Below are 17,023 nucleotides of genomic sequence, written 5' to 3'. Positions count from 1 at the left end.
ACCCGAATGGATATCAAAACTCTACTGAGTACTGGGAGGACGTTAATGGGTATTTTATCAGGCAATCCGCAAAATGAACCCATGCATTATGGCGAGGTTTTTGGAGTGTGGATGTATTTGGCAACGACAAAGGGCTTGCTTGCTAGTTATCAAACAGCGCTCAACCATACTGGTGATCATGATCTGAAGAGCTTCCTCGAAGACATTACACGAAGCATGAAACAAGAAGTGGAACAGCTGGATGAATTACTCAAAGTGAATGGGATTGGATTGCCACCAGCCCCACCGGATCGCCCTGTAGCGAATCTGGAAAGCATTCCGGCTGGTGCTCGGATGAATGACCCAGAGATCGCTACCGGTGTTTCAAGAGACATTGCAGCCGGGTTGGTTTCCTGCAGTCAAATCATGGCTCAATCCATCCGGGAAGATATCGGAATGCTTTTTGGTCAGTACCATGTTGCAAAAGCCCAATTTGGCGTCAGATTGCTCCGCATTTTAAAAGAAAAAGGCTGGCTGGTTCCGCCGCCTCTTCATATGCAAGCGCCAGAACTTGTCCATGCCTAATCTTGGTGATAAGCACTGCCTGATGGGTGGTGCTTATCGTTTTTTAGCCTATTTTGGACTGGGGGATACGCGATTGAAAAAAACAATGATCGGTGCCTTTCTTTTTGGAGTAGGCATCATTGGCATGCTGGATGGCATTATTTTTCACCAAATATTGCAGTGGCATAGTGTAGATATGTATGGAGATCGACACCATCAAATCATGAGTGATGGTTTCTTCCATTTATTCGTGACGGTCATCATTTTCCTATCGGGCATTCTCCTGTGGAAAAGCAACCCTGTAGGGACTGCGTATTATTTCTGGAGTAGTTTTTTCCTTGGAGCTGGCATATTTAACTTGGTGGAAGGAATCGTTAACCACCATCTGCTGCAAATTCATCACGTCAAGCCGGGCCACTCTCAATTCTTATACGATATTTCTTATGATTTATTCGCACTTCTGCTGATTGGTATCGGATGGCTACTGTATAGGCGAACAAAATCCAAATAAGCCATTCCGTTCTGTCGGTTAACGGGTAGCGTGCTCGTACAATTTCTGCGCGAACTCCTCCATCAATTCTCGCTTCGCCAACAGCTTTAGCATCCGTTGAGGCAAGCCTTCTACTCCGTAATAAGCACCTGCCAATTGACCGTAGACAGCTCCCGTCGTATCCGCATCATCTCCGAGATTTACCGCCAGGAACAGTCCTTCTTCAAAAGAACTACTGGAATAAAAAGCCCAAAGCGCCGCTTCAAGCGAATCGACGACATACCCCGATCCTTTGATCTCTTTTCTAGTTTTCCCTTTATAGGAGCCATTCGCGACACGGGCGATATCAGGATCTAGCGGCTGCTTTTCCCATAGACCCGCTACTGGAGAAAACGAATCAGTGAGCAACTCCTCTTTGGAAATACCCTGTAGAGCCCCAAGGAGCAATGCCCCCAAAAAACGACAGCCGTCTACTGCCTTTGCTGTCGCGTGAGTAGTGCGAGAACTTTGCGCACAGTAATCGATGGCGAGCGACGGTTGATTAGCATAATAGAGTGCTACAGGTGCTAGCCTCATAATGGAGCCATTCCCTGCCGACATCGGATGATCCGGTCCGCTGAATGGATTTTTCGTCTGCTCAAAACGCCACAGCGCTTCTTTCGTGATATTCCCGATATCGAAGCAATGATCCTTGCAGCTCATATAACCCTCTCGAAACCAAGCTACATAGCGGTTCATCTGATCAACCGGGTCGAAGCCGTTCTGCGTAATCAAGCTCTCAGCCAGGCACAGTGCCATCGACGTATCATCCGTCCATTCTCCCGGCTTTAAATGGAATGGTCCACCCCCGACCATTTCTGTAAGCGGCTCGAAGGTACCCGGTTTGCGAAATTCTAAAGTAGTGCCGAGTGCATCTCCAACGGCCAAGCCTAGCAAGCTTCCAGCATAGCGGTCACGCAATTCCACACCTATCCACACCTTTTTTCAGAATTATCTGTTCATATCAAACAAAACATCTGGCAATGACATTTTGACCGACATATTGTTCGTTCAATTCATCTGTCGCTACCTTTTCTTCTGTGTTCGCAAGCGTGATAATCTGCGGCAGTACCAGCTTGTAACGGTCCTCCATCACGGTTTCAAGAACGTACTGTTCCTCTTCGTCCCACAAAAGAATTCCTGCTAAAATTCTGGTCTCCACACAGATCCCCTCCATTTTTTCTCTTTTGAATATGTACGAAAGACGGGTACAATGACCCGCCTTCTAGTGCCTTGCGTAATGTGTAATGTGTAACCTTACTGCTCTTTTTTCAGACGTGCATCCAGAACAAAGTTGCCGAAGGGCAGTAACGAAGCGATAAATGCCCCGATCACTTTTAAGAAGGACCATTTATTGGTCATTGTAACATGTGCTAACGCCAAAATATACAGGACAAAAAACAATCCATGAAGCGAGCCAGCAATTTTTACTGCGGCTGGATAATCCCAAAAATACTTGAGCGGCATAGCAATCCCGAGAAGGACCAAATACGAGACACCTTCGATTAGGCCGATGAGTCGGAAACGTCCGAGGGCAGAATTCATCATGTGCGGGTACCATCCTTGCCTTTGAAATTATCACCATTATAAACGAAAAACTATCATAATGTTGAAAATAGTCCAATGTTCATAATAAATTCAAAATCAACGGCCCCAGGCTTCTTTTCGGATGCGTTCCATCCACCGCATCTCTGCGTGCAAATGCTCAATGGCACCCATTAGAATCGCTCGTGCTCCCCAGCTAAGCCTCTCTCTTTTTTCCTCCTGGATCGATTCCAATAATTCAGCTAACCGCCTTACCTCTTGGATGTTAATTTCCAAGGCCTCATCCATTTTTTGCGGATCACCGTACGAAGCAAAAGTAAGAGCCGCGTAGATCGGATTGGTCAGCTGCATCGGTTTTTGCAGTTCTTCCAAGAGCAGCTGTTGGAATTGCTCTTCGCCTTTTGGCGTGATTCCGTACATCTTCTTATCTGGGCGGCCAGTCTCACGAATGACTTCTTTGACCTCAATCATCCCGCTCTTTTCCAGTTGGTCGAAGGCATAGTAGAGGGAGCCTTTGGCGTATTTCATGTAACAATCCATTCCTCTAGCCTTCACCTGCTGCTGAACCTCGTAGGGATGCTTCTCCCCTTCCATCAGCAATCCCAGAACAAGCAATTTTAGACTCATGACGATTCTCCTCTACCCGCGTTCCGGTTTCGGCACGGAAGGCGATTTCCCCAGCGCTCGATCATTTCCCATCAGTAAAATGCACACGAGAGCAAGAACAGCAGGAACAAGCGCCCACATAAACGTATTCGCAATCGAAGAAGCGAGAATATCGATCATTTGATCCAAAACAGAAGCCGGAATGGATTCGCGTGCTTCTGGTGTCAAAATCGCTCGCGGGTCTGTAATGGCATTCGTCATCCCTTGACCCCCGAAGGCAGAGAACAAGCCGCTTTCAAACGAGTTGCGTTGCAAGATCCCAAACACGGTAATCCCCAAGGTCATACCCAATGAACGGGAAAAAGAGTTCGTCGAACTGGCCGAGCCTCTTTGACGCATGTCAAAGCCATGAATGGCTGAAATTCCCAAGGTGGAGAAAGAGAAGCCCACGCCAAACCCTGCAATCACCATATAAAGCGTAACGATTGAACGAGGAATATCAGGCGTCAGTGTACTCAAAAGAAAAATACCTGGTATGAAAAAGACGGCCGACAAAAGCATAATATTGCGGAAGCTGGTCTTCGTCGTCAGAAATCCTCCTACTTGGCTGCCAACAACCGAACCAAGCATCATCGGTGTCAACAGCAATCCGGCATTCGTCGCTGACCCGCCATATACACCTTGAATAAAAATCGGCAGGTACACCGTAGCAATAATGAAAGCAGATCCATACAACAGTGCAATTGCATTTGTCGTGGCAAATAACCGTTTCTTGAACATGGAGAACGAAATAATCGGATCAGATGCCCGCTTCTCGACAAATAGAAAAATCACAAACAACAAGAAAAAGGAAGAGAACAATCCAATAATCTGCATCGAATCCCACGCGTATTGATTGCCTCCCAGCTCCAGTGCAAACATCAGACTCACTACAGCACCGACCAGCGTAATCGCTCCCCACCAATCAATGCTTTGCTTGCGGTATTCCAGCGATTCCTTGTAATACATCGCGATCAACCAGAGAGACACAGCGCCAATTGGTACATTGATGTAAAAGATCCAATGCCAGCTGACATACTCGGTAATATACGCCCCAAGCAAAGGTCCAAATACGCTGGACGTACCGAATACAGCTCCGAAAAGTCCCGTCATCTTTCCACGCTTCTCCGGCGGGAATACGTCAAAAATAATCGTGAAGGCAATCGGCATCAGCGCTCCGCCGCCAATCCCTTGAATCGCCCGATAAATGCTCAACTCAACGATGCTGTTTGCCGTCCCGCATAAAATGGACCCTAACAAAAATACAATGAGACCAAATACGTAAAAACGTTTTCTCCCATACATATCAGAGAGCTTACCAAATATCGGCATCCCCGCCATCGTAGCGACCATGTACGCTGATGTCACCCAAACAAACTTATCCATGCCGCCCATCTCACCGACAATCGTACCCATCGCTGTCGCGACAATGGTATTGTCCATGGAAGCCATCAGGAGACCTAGCAGCAGCCCCGCTAATACCATATTCACTTTACTTTCTCTTGCAATCATTGCTTCGCCCTCCTGAGTGGTCAAATCAAAGTACTATACGTTATTATATTCAAATTTGACTACATCTCGAAAAAAACTGCTCCTTTTTCTCGGAGCATTTTTCTCTGTTTATTACCGCCCGAATGGTGTCGGGCTGAATGGGGATGGCTGCTGGGCCTGATTGCCCTTCCACATTTTATACGCCGCTTCTGACATCGGCTCCACTGTAGGCTTAATCTCTCCAGTGAATGGATTCTTATTATAGGGCAGGTTAAACGTCCGTGTCCCGTCGCTCTTACGCAGCAAAGAACCATCCGACAGCTCTACCCAACTACTTCCTGGTACTCCCTCGTCTACGACATAGAGGCCGTTATCATCCCAGGCCGGATACGTTGGCGCGTTATTTACCGGAGGACGTGTAGTCTTCTGTTTCTGTTTCTTGACTGATTTGGTTGAGGTTTTCGTCTTTTGTGTTTTCTTCTTCGGTGTGCTCGTTTTAGCAGCTGCTACCGCTATTGTTTTTGGCTTCCCTTCGCTTTGTTTTTGCGCTGACGCTGGTACAGGTGCTGACGCAGCCACAGGCTTTTCAACCGGATAGGCGGAAACGTTTGCGGCGCGGGGACCTTGATTGGCCAAATCCATAGCAGGCTTTGCAGTAGCTGCTTTTTGCGAGACAGATGCTGTTTTCGTATCCGTCCGTCCATCTGTTTTTACCGCGTGAATCAATGTCGGCCACAAATAGGCGTTGAAGCCTAGTAAAGCGACCATCAAGGCAATACCTACGATTTTTTTCATAATAAGGACTCCTATGACTGAATGATTAGGAAATAGAGCAATGACTTCTGGCCTATATCAAAAGTTTAGACGATTGGAAGAAAAAAGAAAACACCTTACATAAACAAACTCCTTCTCATGTTGGTCTTGAGAAGGAGTTTGTTTTGCGGGAGTTTCTCGGGCGATTCATTTCAGAGCAGCTTCTTGGTTCTGGGAATGCTGTTTAATTAGCTCCATGGTGTGATCAAGCAAGTTTTTGCCTCCCGTTTTCCCATGCCCAGGTACAACGGTTTCGATATGTGGATATTTTTCGATTACCTTCTGAACGGAGTCATCCCACTGCTCTACATTGGCATCAGAAAGATTTCCAAGGTCCTTGGCACCCAGTGCTTTGACGAAGCATCCACCAAATAATATTTTGGATTGGGGAAGCCAAACGGTAATGTTATCTTTCGAATGCCCTTCCCCAGGATAATAGGCTTCTAAGATGGTGTCGCCTAGCTTTATTACTGGCTTTTCATCGAGTGTCGGATTGGGGGAAGGATATCCATATTCTTTCGCTAGTTTTGCCGTCAAACGTGTGCTGCGTACATCTATTTTTTGATTGAGTAATGCCCGGATACCTGAAATGCTGTCATCATGTGCATGTGTAATCAGCGCTAGCACAACGTCTTTCTTCCAATGCTTCTTGATCATCTGTAAGAGCTCTTCCGTTTTTTGGGTGTCCCCCCAGGCTGTATCAATCAGGACAACTCCTTTGGAAGTAGAAACAATTAAGCCATTGTGGTCAAAGATTGCGCCATTCCATTCTTGATAGGATGTATGTAACCATACTTTGTCATTTAATTTTGTTAACACAATGCTTTTCCCTGGATTGGTAATCTGGGTGGGAGTTGATGTTGTAGCCTGGGCAATCGTTTGATTAGAAAAAGATGTCAGAGCAACGGCCACTGTCAGGAACAAACTGCATATTGTTTTCCCTATCCATCCCTTATGAATCTTCAACCGAATCTCCACCTTTCTAACGCGGATTTTGCTTTTGTCTGTTTCAAACATCTAAGCGATATCCATATCGCGGAATCGTCGTGATTTGCTGCCCGTAGTGCCGAAGCTTTTTCCTTAATCGATACACGAGCGCATTGACTTCCACCCGTCCGACATCTGGCACATTCCCCTCATGCAGTATTCGCTCCGGCCAAACGGTCAGCATAATTTCTTCAAAACTAACGGCTTGGTTCGCCTTTTGGTGTAGAAGCTTCAGCAAGTCCATATCTTTTCCGGTTAAAGGCAGCCTAGTTCCGTCGATACGAACTTCTCGTCTCTCCAAATGAAACTCCAAACCTGGCAAAAGCGACGAGATCTTCGGCTGCGTGAAAGGGAGCTCTACCGTATCATCCAGTCTATTGACCTCTCGTAAAAAGACGAGCTCGGCTACCCCTTTTGACAAGCTTATTTGATCCCCGTGACGAAGAATGTGAGAGGAATAATGAAGCGGTGTCCCGTTTACCTCTGTGCCATGCTTGCTTTCCAGATCGATAATTTTGTAATCGTTCCCGATCCTTTGAAAGGCTGCATGCATTCTCGAAATGTACGGACTGGAAAATGTAATGTCCAGTTGAAAGCTTGTCCCCCTCCGCCCGATTGTACAACGATCCTTAGTGAGATATTTGCGAGTGGCAAATTGGCTGGGGTCCCCTTTTTTTACAAGTAAGTATGCACCATTATCTATCATCTGGTGATCACCTCACGTGTTGATCGATTACGGTTTTGCAGCCGTCAGCGCGTCAACAGCAATCTTGGTAGCTTCAGCAATGAGCGCATCATCATAAGCAGCGTCTTGCTTATCTCTCTTAGACAGCACTGCAATGACAATGGGCTTTTTATTCGGTGGCCATATGATACCTATATCGTTTCGCGTTCCATAGCTTGCCGCTCCCGTCTTATCTCCAACCTTCCAGTCCTTGGGAACGCCCGCTCGAATCAGTTTGGCTCCCGTTGTATTGCCTTGCAGCCACTCAATAAGAATCTTCTGCTTGTCAGACGGCAGCACATTCCCTACCGTATAGGCTCGGAGGCTCGTTGCAAGTGCTTTAGGTGTGCTTGTATCGCGAATATCTTCTGGTTTGGCCTCATTCAATTCCGTCTCATAGCGCTCGGATGTCGTAACACCATCTCCAATCTGTCTCAAAGCTGCTTCAAAGCCTTTAGGTCCACCCAATTCTTTGAACAACAGATTTCCCGCCGTGTTGTCGCTATAGCGCACCGCAGCGTCTGCTACCTCACGAAGAGTCATCCCGGTCGCGACGTGTTTTTCTGTGATAGGTGAATACGTGACGAGATCGTCCTTAGTGTAAGTGATGACTTTATCGAGCTCTTCTAAAGGTTTCTGATGCAAGACCGCACCTGCGGCTAAAGCCTTGTACGTAGAAGCAAAAGCGAACCGTTCATCTTCGCGGTAAGCAACTGCCAGATCTGTTTCGGTATCGATCGCATATACGCCGAGCCTCGCATCAAACTTGTTTTCTAGCGCAGCGAACTTTTGATCCATTGCAGATGCAGGCGTTTCCGTTTTTCCGACAGGCGTTTCAGCAGAAGAGCAACCCGCAAGCGTGAGAAGTGTGAGAAAAATCGTTTTCACTGTGAATCCGAACAGTTTAGAATGGTGAACTTTCATGGATGACAAACCTCTTTCTTAGAAGATAGCAATTATAGATTACACAAGTAATATCGTATTACGTTTGTAATCAACTGATTTCACGATAATATTACACGTGTAATCCACTATTGTCAATCTCCTTTTATGCAAGAAAAAGAGCTGCATCCAGCCTTTCTTGAAAAAAAGACGCCCTGTCAAGCAAACTGGATAACCGTAAATGGTTTTTCCAAATCAGCTTGAAAGGGCGTGCTTTATTTTTTAGGATGCTCAGTCGATGCTTGTTTCGCATCCAATATGGAACGCAACTCCTGAATCTCCTCGTCCGATAAAGATTCCTTCTGGATGAACTGAACCAACATCGATTTTAGAGCGCCGCTGTAAATCCGCTGCAAAAATGACTGTGCCTCGGCGTGCTGGCATTCATTTTGTGAGTACAACGGATAAAATGTATAGACTCTTTGGTTTTGATTGACGCCAACAGCATTTTTTTGAACCAAACGATTCAAAAGAGTACGTACTGTTTTTGGGTTCCAATCTGTTTGACCTTGCAAGGAGGAAATAATTTCGTTGGCCGTCTGCGGCGACTTTTCCCATAGCACGTTCATGACTCGCCATTCCGCTTCTGAAATACTTGGCATGGATGTAGACACTGAAGTCTCCCCCTTTCGAAAATAATGACTGTAGGAGCAAAGGCTAGTAGAGACCTTTCGCTTTCAAAATAGATAAGGTTATTTCTGCTGCTGCAGGTCCATTCGCGTCAGCTTCGCTTTGTATATTGGTAGCAAAGAAGTAGGTGCCTTCCTTGTTCTCTACATATCCGACAAACCAACCGTTCACATCTTTTTGATTGACGGTGCCCGTACCTGTTTTTCCGGAAAGAATCGAGTCCGCCTTTTTCGATAACCGAATGGAGTCTTTCACCGTCTGGATATTGTTTTCTTGAAAGCCAAACTGGTTTGTATAGAACGCTTTTAATAATTGTACCTGCTCCACCGGAGAAATCTTCAAGGAAGATTCTATCCAATATTCGCCGATTCCACCAGCTGTATTGGAATTCCCGTAGTTCAATTGTTCCAGAAAAGCTTGAATCATATCCGGAGAGATGCTCTTATCCATCTCTTTAAAATACCAGTTCGTGGAGTTTCGCATCGCTGTAAATAGATCTTGATCCCGGTTCCACTGCTCATATGGATAGTGGATTCCATCCCATTTTAACAGGGAATCTTCGCTCGAAATCACACCGGTCTCCAAACCAAACAAGGAGAGAAAAATCTTGTAGGTGGAGTTGGGTGAAACTCGTTGTGTACTTCCTGCCTCGTTGTAAATCCGATACTGGTCGGCTTTCAAATCATATAAGACAAAACTGCCTTCAAAACCACGGAAATAGTTGTCCAAATCCTCGTAAATGGTTCGATCATCTTGAAAATGATAGCGGCTGCGATCGTCGGCTAATGCGGAACCAACAAGAACCTGACTGACAACCAATACGACCACCACGGAAAAAATGACTGTACTTTTCAACTGCAACAGCTTTGACTCGGCCTTGTGAGATGCGATGTTCTCGATTCGTTTTTTCACAGCCTTCTTGGAACCGTTTAACTGATTGGCCAAAACGACATTTCCGGCTCGACTTTCTTTATCCAAAAACTTAATGATGGTATGACCATATTCCAAATAATTTCGCTTGTCTAAAAAATTTAATACAGCCACATCACAAGCAATTTCACGGTCCACTCTCATTTCCCGAAAAGCCAGCCAAACTAAAGGATGGAACCAATACAAAAGCTGATACACCACCGTCACATAGTTCATGACGATATCATGGTTTTTTTGGTGCATCAGTTCATGCAAAAAGATATATTTCATTTCATTGATCGACAGCCATTCATCAAAATGACTGGGAAGGACTACATACGTCTTAAAAACGCCAAACGTCATCGGAGACTTGACCTGATTGGATTGTGCCAACACGATATGCCGCGTTATTTTTACATCCTTCTTGCATTGTTCAAATAAATCGATGATTTCTTGATTGGTGATCACAGATGCAGTCCGCTTGATCTGCTGGATTTTTAACCAGGCTGATAACGTGATGGAAGCACAAACGATCATGCCGACTACCCATATGCTGACCAAAATCGCAGGAAAGGAGTCTGGTGTATAGCGACTTACCGACAACGTTAAATCCTGTACCCAATTCGCATTTTCAAACACAGGAGCTTGCGCAGCGAGCGTCGAGCTGCCAGCTACCATACGCTGATTCATGTCTGAAACAAAAAGATTTCCAAAATCAAAAAAGGAATTCGGGATAAAAGCTGGCGTCAAAGCGACCAACAAGAGAAACCACAAATGGTATTTCCATTTAGCCGACAGATGGGAGCGAAATACTTTTCGAATCAAGAAAATAAGCGCAATCGTGCAGGAAGAAACGATCAAGCTTATCACCACATGATTGACAGACATGCTACCTGCCTCCCTCCCTTCTTACATAGGGCAATCTAGATAAAAATAGAATCCGCATCAATTTTCCAAAGCAAGAGGAACACTCTTGAACCTGACAGGATTCTTCACGTTGATTAGCACAATTAGCTTCATTATGTCAAAAACGAGATCACGATACAAGTTATCGTCGATTGGAAGAAAAAAGGAAACACCTTCTTTACAAAGGTAAGAAGGTGTTTCTAAACTGATTAGTTTGTTTTCAAAACATCGTGATCGACGTAACGCTCGCCGTTCAATTCGCTGATGATGTTAATTGCCACCTTGGCGCCATCACCAGATGTAATAATCGTATGTACGCTCACGCCCGCGCACGTACCTGCTGCCCAAATTCCTTCGATGTTCGTCTTTCCTTGTGCATCGACATCGACAACGGTTTTGATCCGCGGCTCTGTACCTTCCTTGGTTTTCACCCCAATCGCTTCTGCCAAAGTCACGAGCGCTCCAGTTGCAAGAATCACATGCTTAGCCTCAAAGCTGCCTTTTTCCGCTGTCTCTACAAGTAAGCCTTGCTCTGTTTTGGTGATATTGCTGACTTGATCGGCTACCAGCTCCGCACCGAATTTCGCTGCTTGCTTTTTACCAATTTCAATGAGATCTGGACCGGAGATTTCCATGATGCCGTAGTGATTTTCCATCCACGCGCGCTTGGTCATGCTTTTGTCATTATCAATCAGCAACGTCTTCTTACCTGCTTTTGCAGCAAACAACGCTGCACTCCCTCCTGCCGGGCCTGCTCCAATAATTACGATATCAAACAAAGAAATCTCTCCCTTCCAAAATAACTTTCACAACATAATTATATACTAAGTATGATAAATGTGGCAATATCTATTAACTAGTTTATCCAGTGATTTTTATTTAGCTTCGAACGGAATACACCTTTATTTATTTTCAATGCAACACAATATTCAAAAAACAATTGATATAAGCACAAGTTTATATTACTCTATTAATTGGTAAATATTTGAAATAGGAGGATTAGAATGATTGATTTTATCAAAAAAGGAAAAAGATTATTTTTAACCTCTCTTGCCTCAATGATGCTATTCAGCACTGTTCTTACCTCTAGTTTTGCTGCTGAGACAGATGTATTAACCAAATCATCCGTGAATGAAATGCTTCAATACGAATTTTCAAATGAGGTCATGTCAGAAGACAAAGATGATCTTGAAAAATCACTTACCGATACTTTCGACAACCTAGACCTTGTTCTAAAAGGAATGAAATCCGATAGGGATCTTCAAGAAGCATTTTTAGAAAAGACTTCACTTGAAGATAATTTGAAAAGAGACTTGGAAGAGTATTTTTCCACCAGTCAAGATGATGAAAAAAAGCTGAACAAATTGGTTAATGACGTAAAAGAGCAAATAGCTGAAAAGCATTCGGTATTGCCTGAAATAACGGAAACTCTACTATTGCAAAGTGGCTCAAGTTTTAGAAGCGAAGAAAAAGTTCAACCTACCATATTACCCATTTTATTAAGATTTGCTCTTAAAGAAGCAGTCAAGAAAAAAATGGGGAAAAGGATACAAAGAATGGCTTATGATGAATTTGAAGAAAGAATAGAGTCTGAAATATGGGCAGAAGTTGAAGCCTTGCACGAACAATATGATGGGGATATTGATTATGACGGTCCGGAGTCCAAAAGCGCTAGAAATGGCATTATCCAAGGAGAAAAAGTTTTCGATATAATAAACAAGAGGACGGGAAAAGACTTATTGAGATTTCATATGAAAAGAGTAGATGAAGGTTTAAGCATAGACTTCCATTGGCATAAAAGAGATGATAATTTTAAGTGGCATCATGGTCAAACTAAAATTACGAGAAAAAATCAATTTCCAGAACATTGGGGAGAAGATTAATGTATCGATAATTGGGGTACTTCGATTTTCTCTTCTAAATAAGGAGTGAATGACAATCGAACTGCGAATCGGCTTTGTGATTGGCAAAAAAATTGATTGCAACAAAGTCCGGGAGATTTTATACACCCATGAAAACAAACAAGCTGCATCTTGCAAGGTAGTATTAGACTATATGGAGATGGACCCAGAGATTTTTTTTGATCGTTCCTACTCTTCCACATATCCAGTCCCTATTAAAGATCCCGGTCTCCTTGAAGCTGAACTTTCTCAGTTGTATGATTTTGTGTGGGTTGAAGTATTAGGCAATATTGAGCGACATGGCCACCCTTGCGTTACGATCTCCGATACAAAATATGAAGGTAAGCTCATCCATACATTAGACAAGCGAATGTTCATCTTTTTACGAGATATCATTAGTGACGATCAAGGGATACAACTTCTTGGGAAAATCCTCCATGTCCCAAAACCATTACAATGGCTCGTCCTCCCAAAAAAGGACGGAAAAACCCCACCCCCAGACTATATTCTTGACGAGATGGAGCAATGGGTACGCAAGTTGATTGCATACAAGGTAGACGAATAAACAGGGAAAGGGCTATCTGAAGCGTCTTGTAACGGACAATGAGATAGCCCTCTTCATTTACGAAGATCGCTTAATCCAGAAGCGACGAATGACCAATCCATCGTCGTCTGTACATTCTGACTCAAAAACACCCCCGTTCTTCCGAATCGTTTTTTCCGATCCAACATTATCATAATCACAAATCACCAATACTTCGTTAATACCTAACTCGCTCGTAATATTTAAGGCTTGCGCTAAAATTTCCGTCGCATATCCTTTGCGTCTCTCGGAAGGCCGAATTCCATATCCGATATGCCCGCTGTTTTTGCGTAGACGATCGTTGAGACGATGCCGAATATTCACCACCCCCACTATGCGCCGCTCCTCATTCATGAGCCAATACGTCGAATGAGGAACATAGCCATCCTGAAGATTTTCCTCGCTGCTCTCACTCTCCAGAAATTCCAGATACGCAGGAAAATCATAGGGCTCCCGATCCACCACCCACGGTACGATAGGTTCTCCGCTTTCTTTCCACTCTTCGTAAAAGGAAATATACTCTGCTTGAAGTTCTGCACAAGGCTTCATTAAATACAGTTGCCCAGCCATCGACTTCACTCCCCTTGCACATTTTGGCGTAAAATTCTTTCTATTATATCTGCAAGAAGAGACTGTTACCAGTTAAAGAATTTTTCACCTTCCTGAATGACTTTCATTGGATGATTGAAAAGCCGCGTAGGAAGAAGCGCATTTCCAGTCCAAGCTCCTCTGGAGCCCAACTCAGCTTCGGAAAAAATGGCGGGGAATTTCAGCTTTTATTACATACAAAAACGCATTCGCGTTTTCTGGTTTGAAGCGCTCCCGCCATTTTTTCCGAAGCGGACAGTCAATCCCCTTTGCGGGGCGTAGGCCGAAGCGTAGACTGGAAATGCGCTTCTTCCCTCCACGAAAGCTATAAATAAACAAAGAAACGCGGCACAAGCAACGAATCGCCTGTGCCACGCTCTTAACTGATTAATATTTGTTAAACAACATGATCCAGAGGGAACCTGCAACGATTGTAAATACAATCACCAGTCCAAGAATCAATGTCTGTACGTTGTAGCGTGGTTTTTCTCCTTCGCGGATGTGCATGAAGAAGACCAACTGAATTACGAACTGCAAGACCGCCATTACCAAGATCGAGATCACGGTCGCCGTTTTACTCAAAATCGGGTTCATGACCAGCACGAGTGGGATAATGGTGAGCACGATCGACAGGATAAAACCGATTACGTACTCTTTCATCGATCCGTGACTATGATGTCCGCCATGGTTTTGATGTTGTGCCACCTTACATCACCCCCATCAAGTAAACGACTGTGAAGAGGAAGATCCACACAACGTCAAGGAAGTGCCAGTACAAGCTAAAGTTGGTAATTTTGCGGCGAGTAACCGCAGAGATTCCACGACGCTTCAGCTGCATCATCAACGCAGTCATCCAGAACAGACCAAGCGTTACGTGCAATCCGTGTGTACCAACCAGTGTGTAGAAAGCGGACCAGTAGCCGCTAGTCGCCATGGTTGCGCCTTCGCTCATCAAGTGCATAAACTCAGTGACTTCCAACACTACGAAAGACAGTCCCAAAAGACCGGTTACAGCCAGCCAAGCAATCAGCTGCTTGACATTGCCTTTGTTCATCGCCAGAACAGCGAGACCGCTGGTAAAGCTACTTGTCAACAAGATGAAGGTTGAAGCAATAACGCCTGGCAGCTGGAACAATTCCTGTCCAGTTGGTCCACCAGCAAAACTATTCATCATTACCGCATATGTTGCAAACAACGTACCGAACAACACGCAGTCTGTTACAACGAAAATCCAAAAACCGAGAACCTTAAGTTGCTCATGCTCTTCATGATGGTCGTGGCCGTGACCATGGTCATGATTCGTAGCCATCGTTACACCACCCTCCCCAGTGAAGCCTCAGTGCGACGCACTTCCTCCACCGGTACGTAATAATCCGTGTCGTATTGGAAGGAGCGTGCCCACATACATGCGAATACTCCAATGAATCCAATAACGGCCATCCAAACCCATCCAAATGTGAAACCAAAACCTACCAAGAACCAGAAGTTCGACATGATAAACGGAATTCCCGAGTTCTTCGGCATATGAATCGGCTCCAGTTTGGCCGGTTGTTCTTTATAGGTGCCATTTGCTTTTGCTTCTTTTGTTTCCCACCAGTCATCGAGCTCTTTCACTTGTGGAACAACAGCAAAGTTGTAGAACGGTGCAGGTGACGGAATCGACCACTCCAGCGTACGACCATTCCATGGATCGCCTGTCGTGTCGCGCTCACCATGCTTGATGCTGTAAGCGATTTGCCATACTTGGAAGATGAAACCGATACCCATCATAAATGCCCCAACAGTGGATACCAGGTTCAGGTCTGCCCAACCGCGATCCCAACCGTATGTGTAGTAACGGCGAGTCATACCCATGAAGCCGAGCGCGTATTGCGGCATAAAGCACACGTAGAAACCAATATTCCAGAACCAGAAGCCCCATTTGCCCAGTTTCTCGTCGAGCTTGAAACCGAACAGTTTTGGCCACCAGTAGTAAATACCAGCCAGGTAACCGAACACTACCCCACCGATCAATACTTGGTGGAAGTGGGCAACCAAGAAGTAACTGTTGTGATACTGATAGTCTGCCGGAGCTACTGCCAGCATTACCCCTGTGGCTCCACCAATTACGAAGCACGGGATAAAGGCAATGGTCCACAGCATTGGTTGTTTAAAGGATATCCGACCACGATACATTGTAAACAGCCAGTTAAAGACCTTAACCCCGGTCGGGATCCCAACAATCATCGTTGATATCGCAAAGAAGGCGATAACACTTGCGCTCGTACCCATTGTGAAGAAGTGGTGAGCCCATGTAAAGAACGATACAACGGCAATGATCATCATCGCCCAAACCATTGATTTGTAGCCGAAAATCTTTTTACGTGAGAACGTAGCCACGATTTCGGAGAAAATACCGAAAGCTGGCACTACTACGATATATACCTCAGGGTGACCCCACATCCAGATGAGGTTGAGGTACATCATCGGATTACCGCCGCCGTCCATCGTGAAGAAGTGGGCACCTGCGAAACGGTCAAGGAACAACAGAGCCAATGTTACAGTCAAAATTGGGAAAGCGAAGATAATCATAATGCAGCTGGACAATACGGACCAGCTAAACAATGGCATTTTGGAAAGCTTCATGCCAGGTGCACGCATTTTGAGAATCGTTACGATAAAGTTAATCCCTGTCGCCAAACTACCGATACCGGAGATTTGAATACCCCAAATATAGAAGTTCTGACCTGGTCCAGGGCTGAATTCATTTTGTGACAATGGCGGGTAAGACAACCAACCAGCGTCTGGGGAGCCCCCGATTACGAACGAAAGATTGAACAGCATCGCGCCGAGCATAAACAGCCAGAAGCTAAGTGCGTTCAAGAATGGATACGCTACATCTCGAGCACCGAGTTGAAGCGGTACTACCATGTTAAACAAGGCAAACATCATCGGCATCGCCATGAACAAAATCATGATCGTACCGTGAGTCGTAAAGATGGCATTATAGTGATCCGAGTGCAGGAACTCTACGTTCGGGAATGCCAGTTGCACACGCATCAGCAGGGCGTCAACCCCACCGCGGAACAGCATCAGAAGCGATGCGATCAAATACATAATACCAATACGCTTATGGTCAACTGTAGTCAACCATTCACGCCATAGCCAACCCCATTTTTTATACTTAGTCAGAACGAATAAGATTGCAATGATGGTCAGTACAATCGATACGTCCGCACCGTAAATCAGTGGGTCACCTGTTACAAAGAACGTAGATGCAAAATCCTTAATGTTCTCCCACACGTGGT

The 17,023-nt window shown here is 45.0% G+C and carries 20 protein-coding genes; 4 read left to right on the top strand and 16 right to left on the bottom strand.

From position 1 onward, the window contains the following. Positions 1-45: 45 nt before the first annotated feature. Entirely contained in the window at positions 46-564 is a 519-nt protein-coding gene (locus tag C7R91_RS12055; RefSeq protein ID WP_047070478.1) for a DUF3231 family protein, read from the top strand. Between the two features lie 73 nt (positions 565-637). Next, on the top strand, positions 638-1,054 hold the full coding sequence (locus C7R91_RS12050) for a DUF2243 domain-containing protein (RefSeq protein ID WP_236697884.1): 417 nt from the start codon (positions 638-640) through the stop codon (positions 1,052-1,054). 18 nt (positions 1,055-1,072) lie between these two features. Here the strand turns inward: C7R91_RS12050 and C7R91_RS12045 are convergent, their stop codons facing one another. The 12 genes from C7R91_RS12045 to C7R91_RS11990 form a co-directional block, all read right to left on the bottom strand. Then, complete coding sequence (locus tag C7R91_RS12045; protein ID WP_047070476.1) at positions 1,073-1,999, bottom strand: ADP-ribosylglycohydrolase family protein; 927 nt, start codon at positions 1,997-1,999, stop codon at positions 1,073-1,075. Positions 2,000-2,036: 37 nt separating this feature from the next. After that, positions 2,037-2,234, bottom strand: a complete 198-nt coding sequence (locus tag C7R91_RS12040) for a hypothetical protein (protein ID WP_236697883.1) — start codon at positions 2,232-2,234, stop codon at positions 2,037-2,039. Between the two features lie 95 nt (positions 2,235-2,329). Beyond that, the gene (locus C7R91_RS12035; RefSeq protein ID WP_047070474.1) at positions 2,330-2,620 is read right to left on the bottom strand and encodes a DUF3817 domain-containing protein; all 291 of its coding nucleotides are present in this window, start codon (positions 2,618-2,620) and stop codon (positions 2,330-2,332) included. A 96-nt stretch (positions 2,621-2,716) separates the two neighbouring features. Continuing rightward, complete coding sequence (locus C7R91_RS12030; protein ID WP_047070473.1) at positions 2,717-3,244, bottom strand: PadR family transcriptional regulator; 528 nt, start codon at positions 3,242-3,244, stop codon at positions 2,717-2,719. 12 nt (positions 3,245-3,256) lie between these two features. Then, positions 3,257-4,774, bottom strand: coding sequence for an MDR family MFS transporter (locus C7R91_RS12025; protein ID WP_047070472.1), 1,518 nt, complete (start codon positions 4,772-4,774; stop codon positions 3,257-3,259). 111 nt (positions 4,775-4,885) lie between these two features. Continuing rightward, on the bottom strand, positions 4,886-5,548 hold the full coding sequence (locus tag C7R91_RS12020; RefSeq protein WP_047070471.1) for a hypothetical protein: 663 nt from the start codon (positions 5,546-5,548) through the stop codon (positions 4,886-4,888). Between the two features lie 165 nt (positions 5,549-5,713). Beyond that, a complete protein-coding gene (bla, locus tag C7R91_RS12015; protein WP_047071243.1) occupies positions 5,714-6,532 on the bottom strand; it encodes a subclass B1 metallo-beta-lactamase in 819 nt (272 codons plus the stop codon). A 43-nt stretch (positions 6,533-6,575) separates the two neighbouring features. Next, positions 6,576-7,259: an FHA domain-containing protein gene (locus C7R91_RS12010; protein WP_047070470.1), complete on the bottom strand. Its 684-nt coding sequence runs from the start codon at positions 7,257-7,259 to the stop codon at positions 6,576-6,578. 27 nt (positions 7,260-7,286) lie between these two features. Then, on the bottom strand, positions 7,287-8,201 hold the full coding sequence (gene blaBBI, locus C7R91_RS12005; RefSeq protein WP_047070469.1) for a BBI family class A beta-lactamase: 915 nt from the start codon (positions 8,199-8,201) through the stop codon (positions 7,287-7,289). Between the two features lie 233 nt (positions 8,202-8,434). Further along, positions 8,435-8,833, bottom strand: a complete 399-nt coding sequence (blaI, locus tag C7R91_RS12000) for a penicillinase repressor BlaI (protein WP_083995096.1) — start codon at positions 8,831-8,833, stop codon at positions 8,435-8,437. A gap of 43 nt (positions 8,834-8,876) precedes the next feature. Continuing rightward, on the bottom strand, positions 8,877-10,646 hold the full coding sequence (locus C7R91_RS11995) for a BlaR1 family beta-lactam sensor/signal transducer (protein WP_047070468.1): 1,770 nt from the start codon (positions 10,644-10,646) through the stop codon (positions 8,877-8,879). Positions 10,647-10,873: 227 nt separating this feature from the next. Next, positions 10,874-11,443 (bottom strand): FAD-dependent oxidoreductase, encoded by a 570-nt coding sequence (locus C7R91_RS11990; RefSeq protein ID WP_047070467.1) that lies wholly within the window; start codon positions 11,441-11,443, stop codon positions 10,874-10,876. Positions 11,444-11,668: 225 nt separating this feature from the next. Between C7R91_RS11990 and C7R91_RS11985 the strand changes: the two genes are divergently transcribed. Beyond that, a complete protein-coding gene (locus tag C7R91_RS11985) occupies positions 11,669-12,547 on the top strand; it encodes a YpjP family protein (protein WP_047070466.1) in 879 nt (292 codons plus the stop codon). A gap of 49 nt (positions 12,548-12,596) precedes the next feature. Beyond that, positions 12,597-13,130 (top strand): hypothetical protein, encoded by a 534-nt coding sequence (locus tag C7R91_RS11980; RefSeq protein ID WP_047070465.1) that lies wholly within the window; start codon positions 12,597-12,599, stop codon positions 13,128-13,130. A gap of 57 nt (positions 13,131-13,187) precedes the next feature. Here C7R91_RS11980 and C7R91_RS11975 read toward each other — a convergent pair whose 3' ends face one another. The 4 genes from C7R91_RS11975 to C7R91_RS11960 all read right to left on the bottom strand — a co-directional run bounded on the left by C7R91_RS11975 (position 13,188) and on the right by C7R91_RS11960 (position 17,018). After that, positions 13,188-13,718 (bottom strand): GNAT family N-acetyltransferase, encoded by a 531-nt coding sequence (locus C7R91_RS11975; RefSeq protein WP_047070464.1) that lies wholly within the window; start codon positions 13,716-13,718, stop codon positions 13,188-13,190. A 405-nt stretch (positions 13,719-14,123) separates the two neighbouring features. Continuing rightward, positions 14,124-14,441 (bottom strand): cytochrome o ubiquinol oxidase subunit IV, encoded by a 318-nt coding sequence (gene cyoD / locus C7R91_RS11970; RefSeq protein WP_047070463.1) that lies wholly within the window; start codon positions 14,439-14,441, stop codon positions 14,124-14,126. A 1-nt stretch (position 14,442) separates the two neighbouring features. Beyond that, positions 14,443-15,045, bottom strand: coding sequence for a cytochrome o ubiquinol oxidase subunit III (gene cyoC / locus C7R91_RS11965; RefSeq protein ID WP_047070462.1), 603 nt, complete (start codon positions 15,043-15,045; stop codon positions 14,443-14,445). 2 nt (positions 15,046-15,047) lie between these two features. Next, positions 15,048-17,018, bottom strand: a complete 1,971-nt coding sequence (locus C7R91_RS11960) for a cbb3-type cytochrome c oxidase subunit I (RefSeq protein ID WP_047070461.1) — start codon at positions 17,016-17,018, stop codon at positions 15,048-15,050. Positions 17,019-17,023: the final 5 nt, after the last annotated feature.

The organism is Brevibacillus formosus, from assembly GCF_003013405.1.
Lineage (GTDB): Bacteria > Bacillota > Bacilli > Brevibacillales > Brevibacillaceae > Brevibacillus > Brevibacillus formosus.
The sequence above is the reverse complement of the archived record's forward strand: the minus strand, read 5'-3'. Positions and strand labels throughout refer to the sequence as shown.

Excerpts from the sequence above, each read along its gene's own strand:
- C7R91_RS12055 (WP_047070478.1), top strand. The coding sequence starts at position 46 with ATGGGTATTTTATCAGGCAATCCGCAAAATGAACCCATGCATTATGGC.
- C7R91_RS12035 (WP_047070474.1), bottom strand. The coding sequence starts at position 2,620 with ATGATGAATTCTGCCCTCGGACGTTTCCGACTCATCGGCCTAATCGAA.
- C7R91_RS12030 (WP_047070473.1), bottom strand. The coding sequence starts at position 3,244 with ATGAGTCTAAAATTGCTTGTTCTGGGATTGCTGATGGAAGGGGAGAAG.
- C7R91_RS12025 (WP_047070472.1), bottom strand. The coding sequence starts at position 4,774 with ATGATTGCAAGAGAAAGTAAAGTGAATATGGTATTAGCGGGGCTGCTG.
- C7R91_RS12020 (WP_047070471.1), bottom strand. The coding sequence starts at position 5,548 with ATGAAAAAAATCGTAGGTATTGCCTTGATGGTCGCTTTACTAGGCTTC.
- C7R91_RS12010 (WP_047070470.1), bottom strand. The coding sequence starts at position 7,259 with ATGATAGATAATGGTGCATACTTACTTGTAAAAAAAGGGGACCCCAGC.
- blaBBI (WP_047070469.1), bottom strand. The coding sequence starts at position 8,201 with ATGAAAGTTCACCATTCTAAACTGTTCGGATTCACAGTGAAAACGATT.
- C7R91_RS11995 (WP_047070468.1), bottom strand. The coding sequence starts at position 10,646 with ATGTCTGTCAATCATGTGGTGATAAGCTTGATCGTTTCTTCCTGCACG.
- C7R91_RS11985 (WP_047070466.1), top strand. The coding sequence starts at position 11,669 with ATGATTGATTTTATCAAAAAAGGAAAAAGATTATTTTTAACCTCTCTT.
- C7R91_RS11980 (WP_047070465.1), top strand. The coding sequence starts at position 12,597 with ATGACAATCGAACTGCGAATCGGCTTTGTGATTGGCAAAAAAATTGAT.
- C7R91_RS11975 (WP_047070464.1), bottom strand. The coding sequence starts at position 13,718 with ATGGCTGGGCAACTGTATTTAATGAAGCCTTGTGCAGAACTTCAAGCA.
- cyoC (WP_047070462.1), bottom strand. The coding sequence starts at position 15,045 with ATGGCTACGAATCATGACCATGGTCACGGCCACGACCATCATGAAGAG.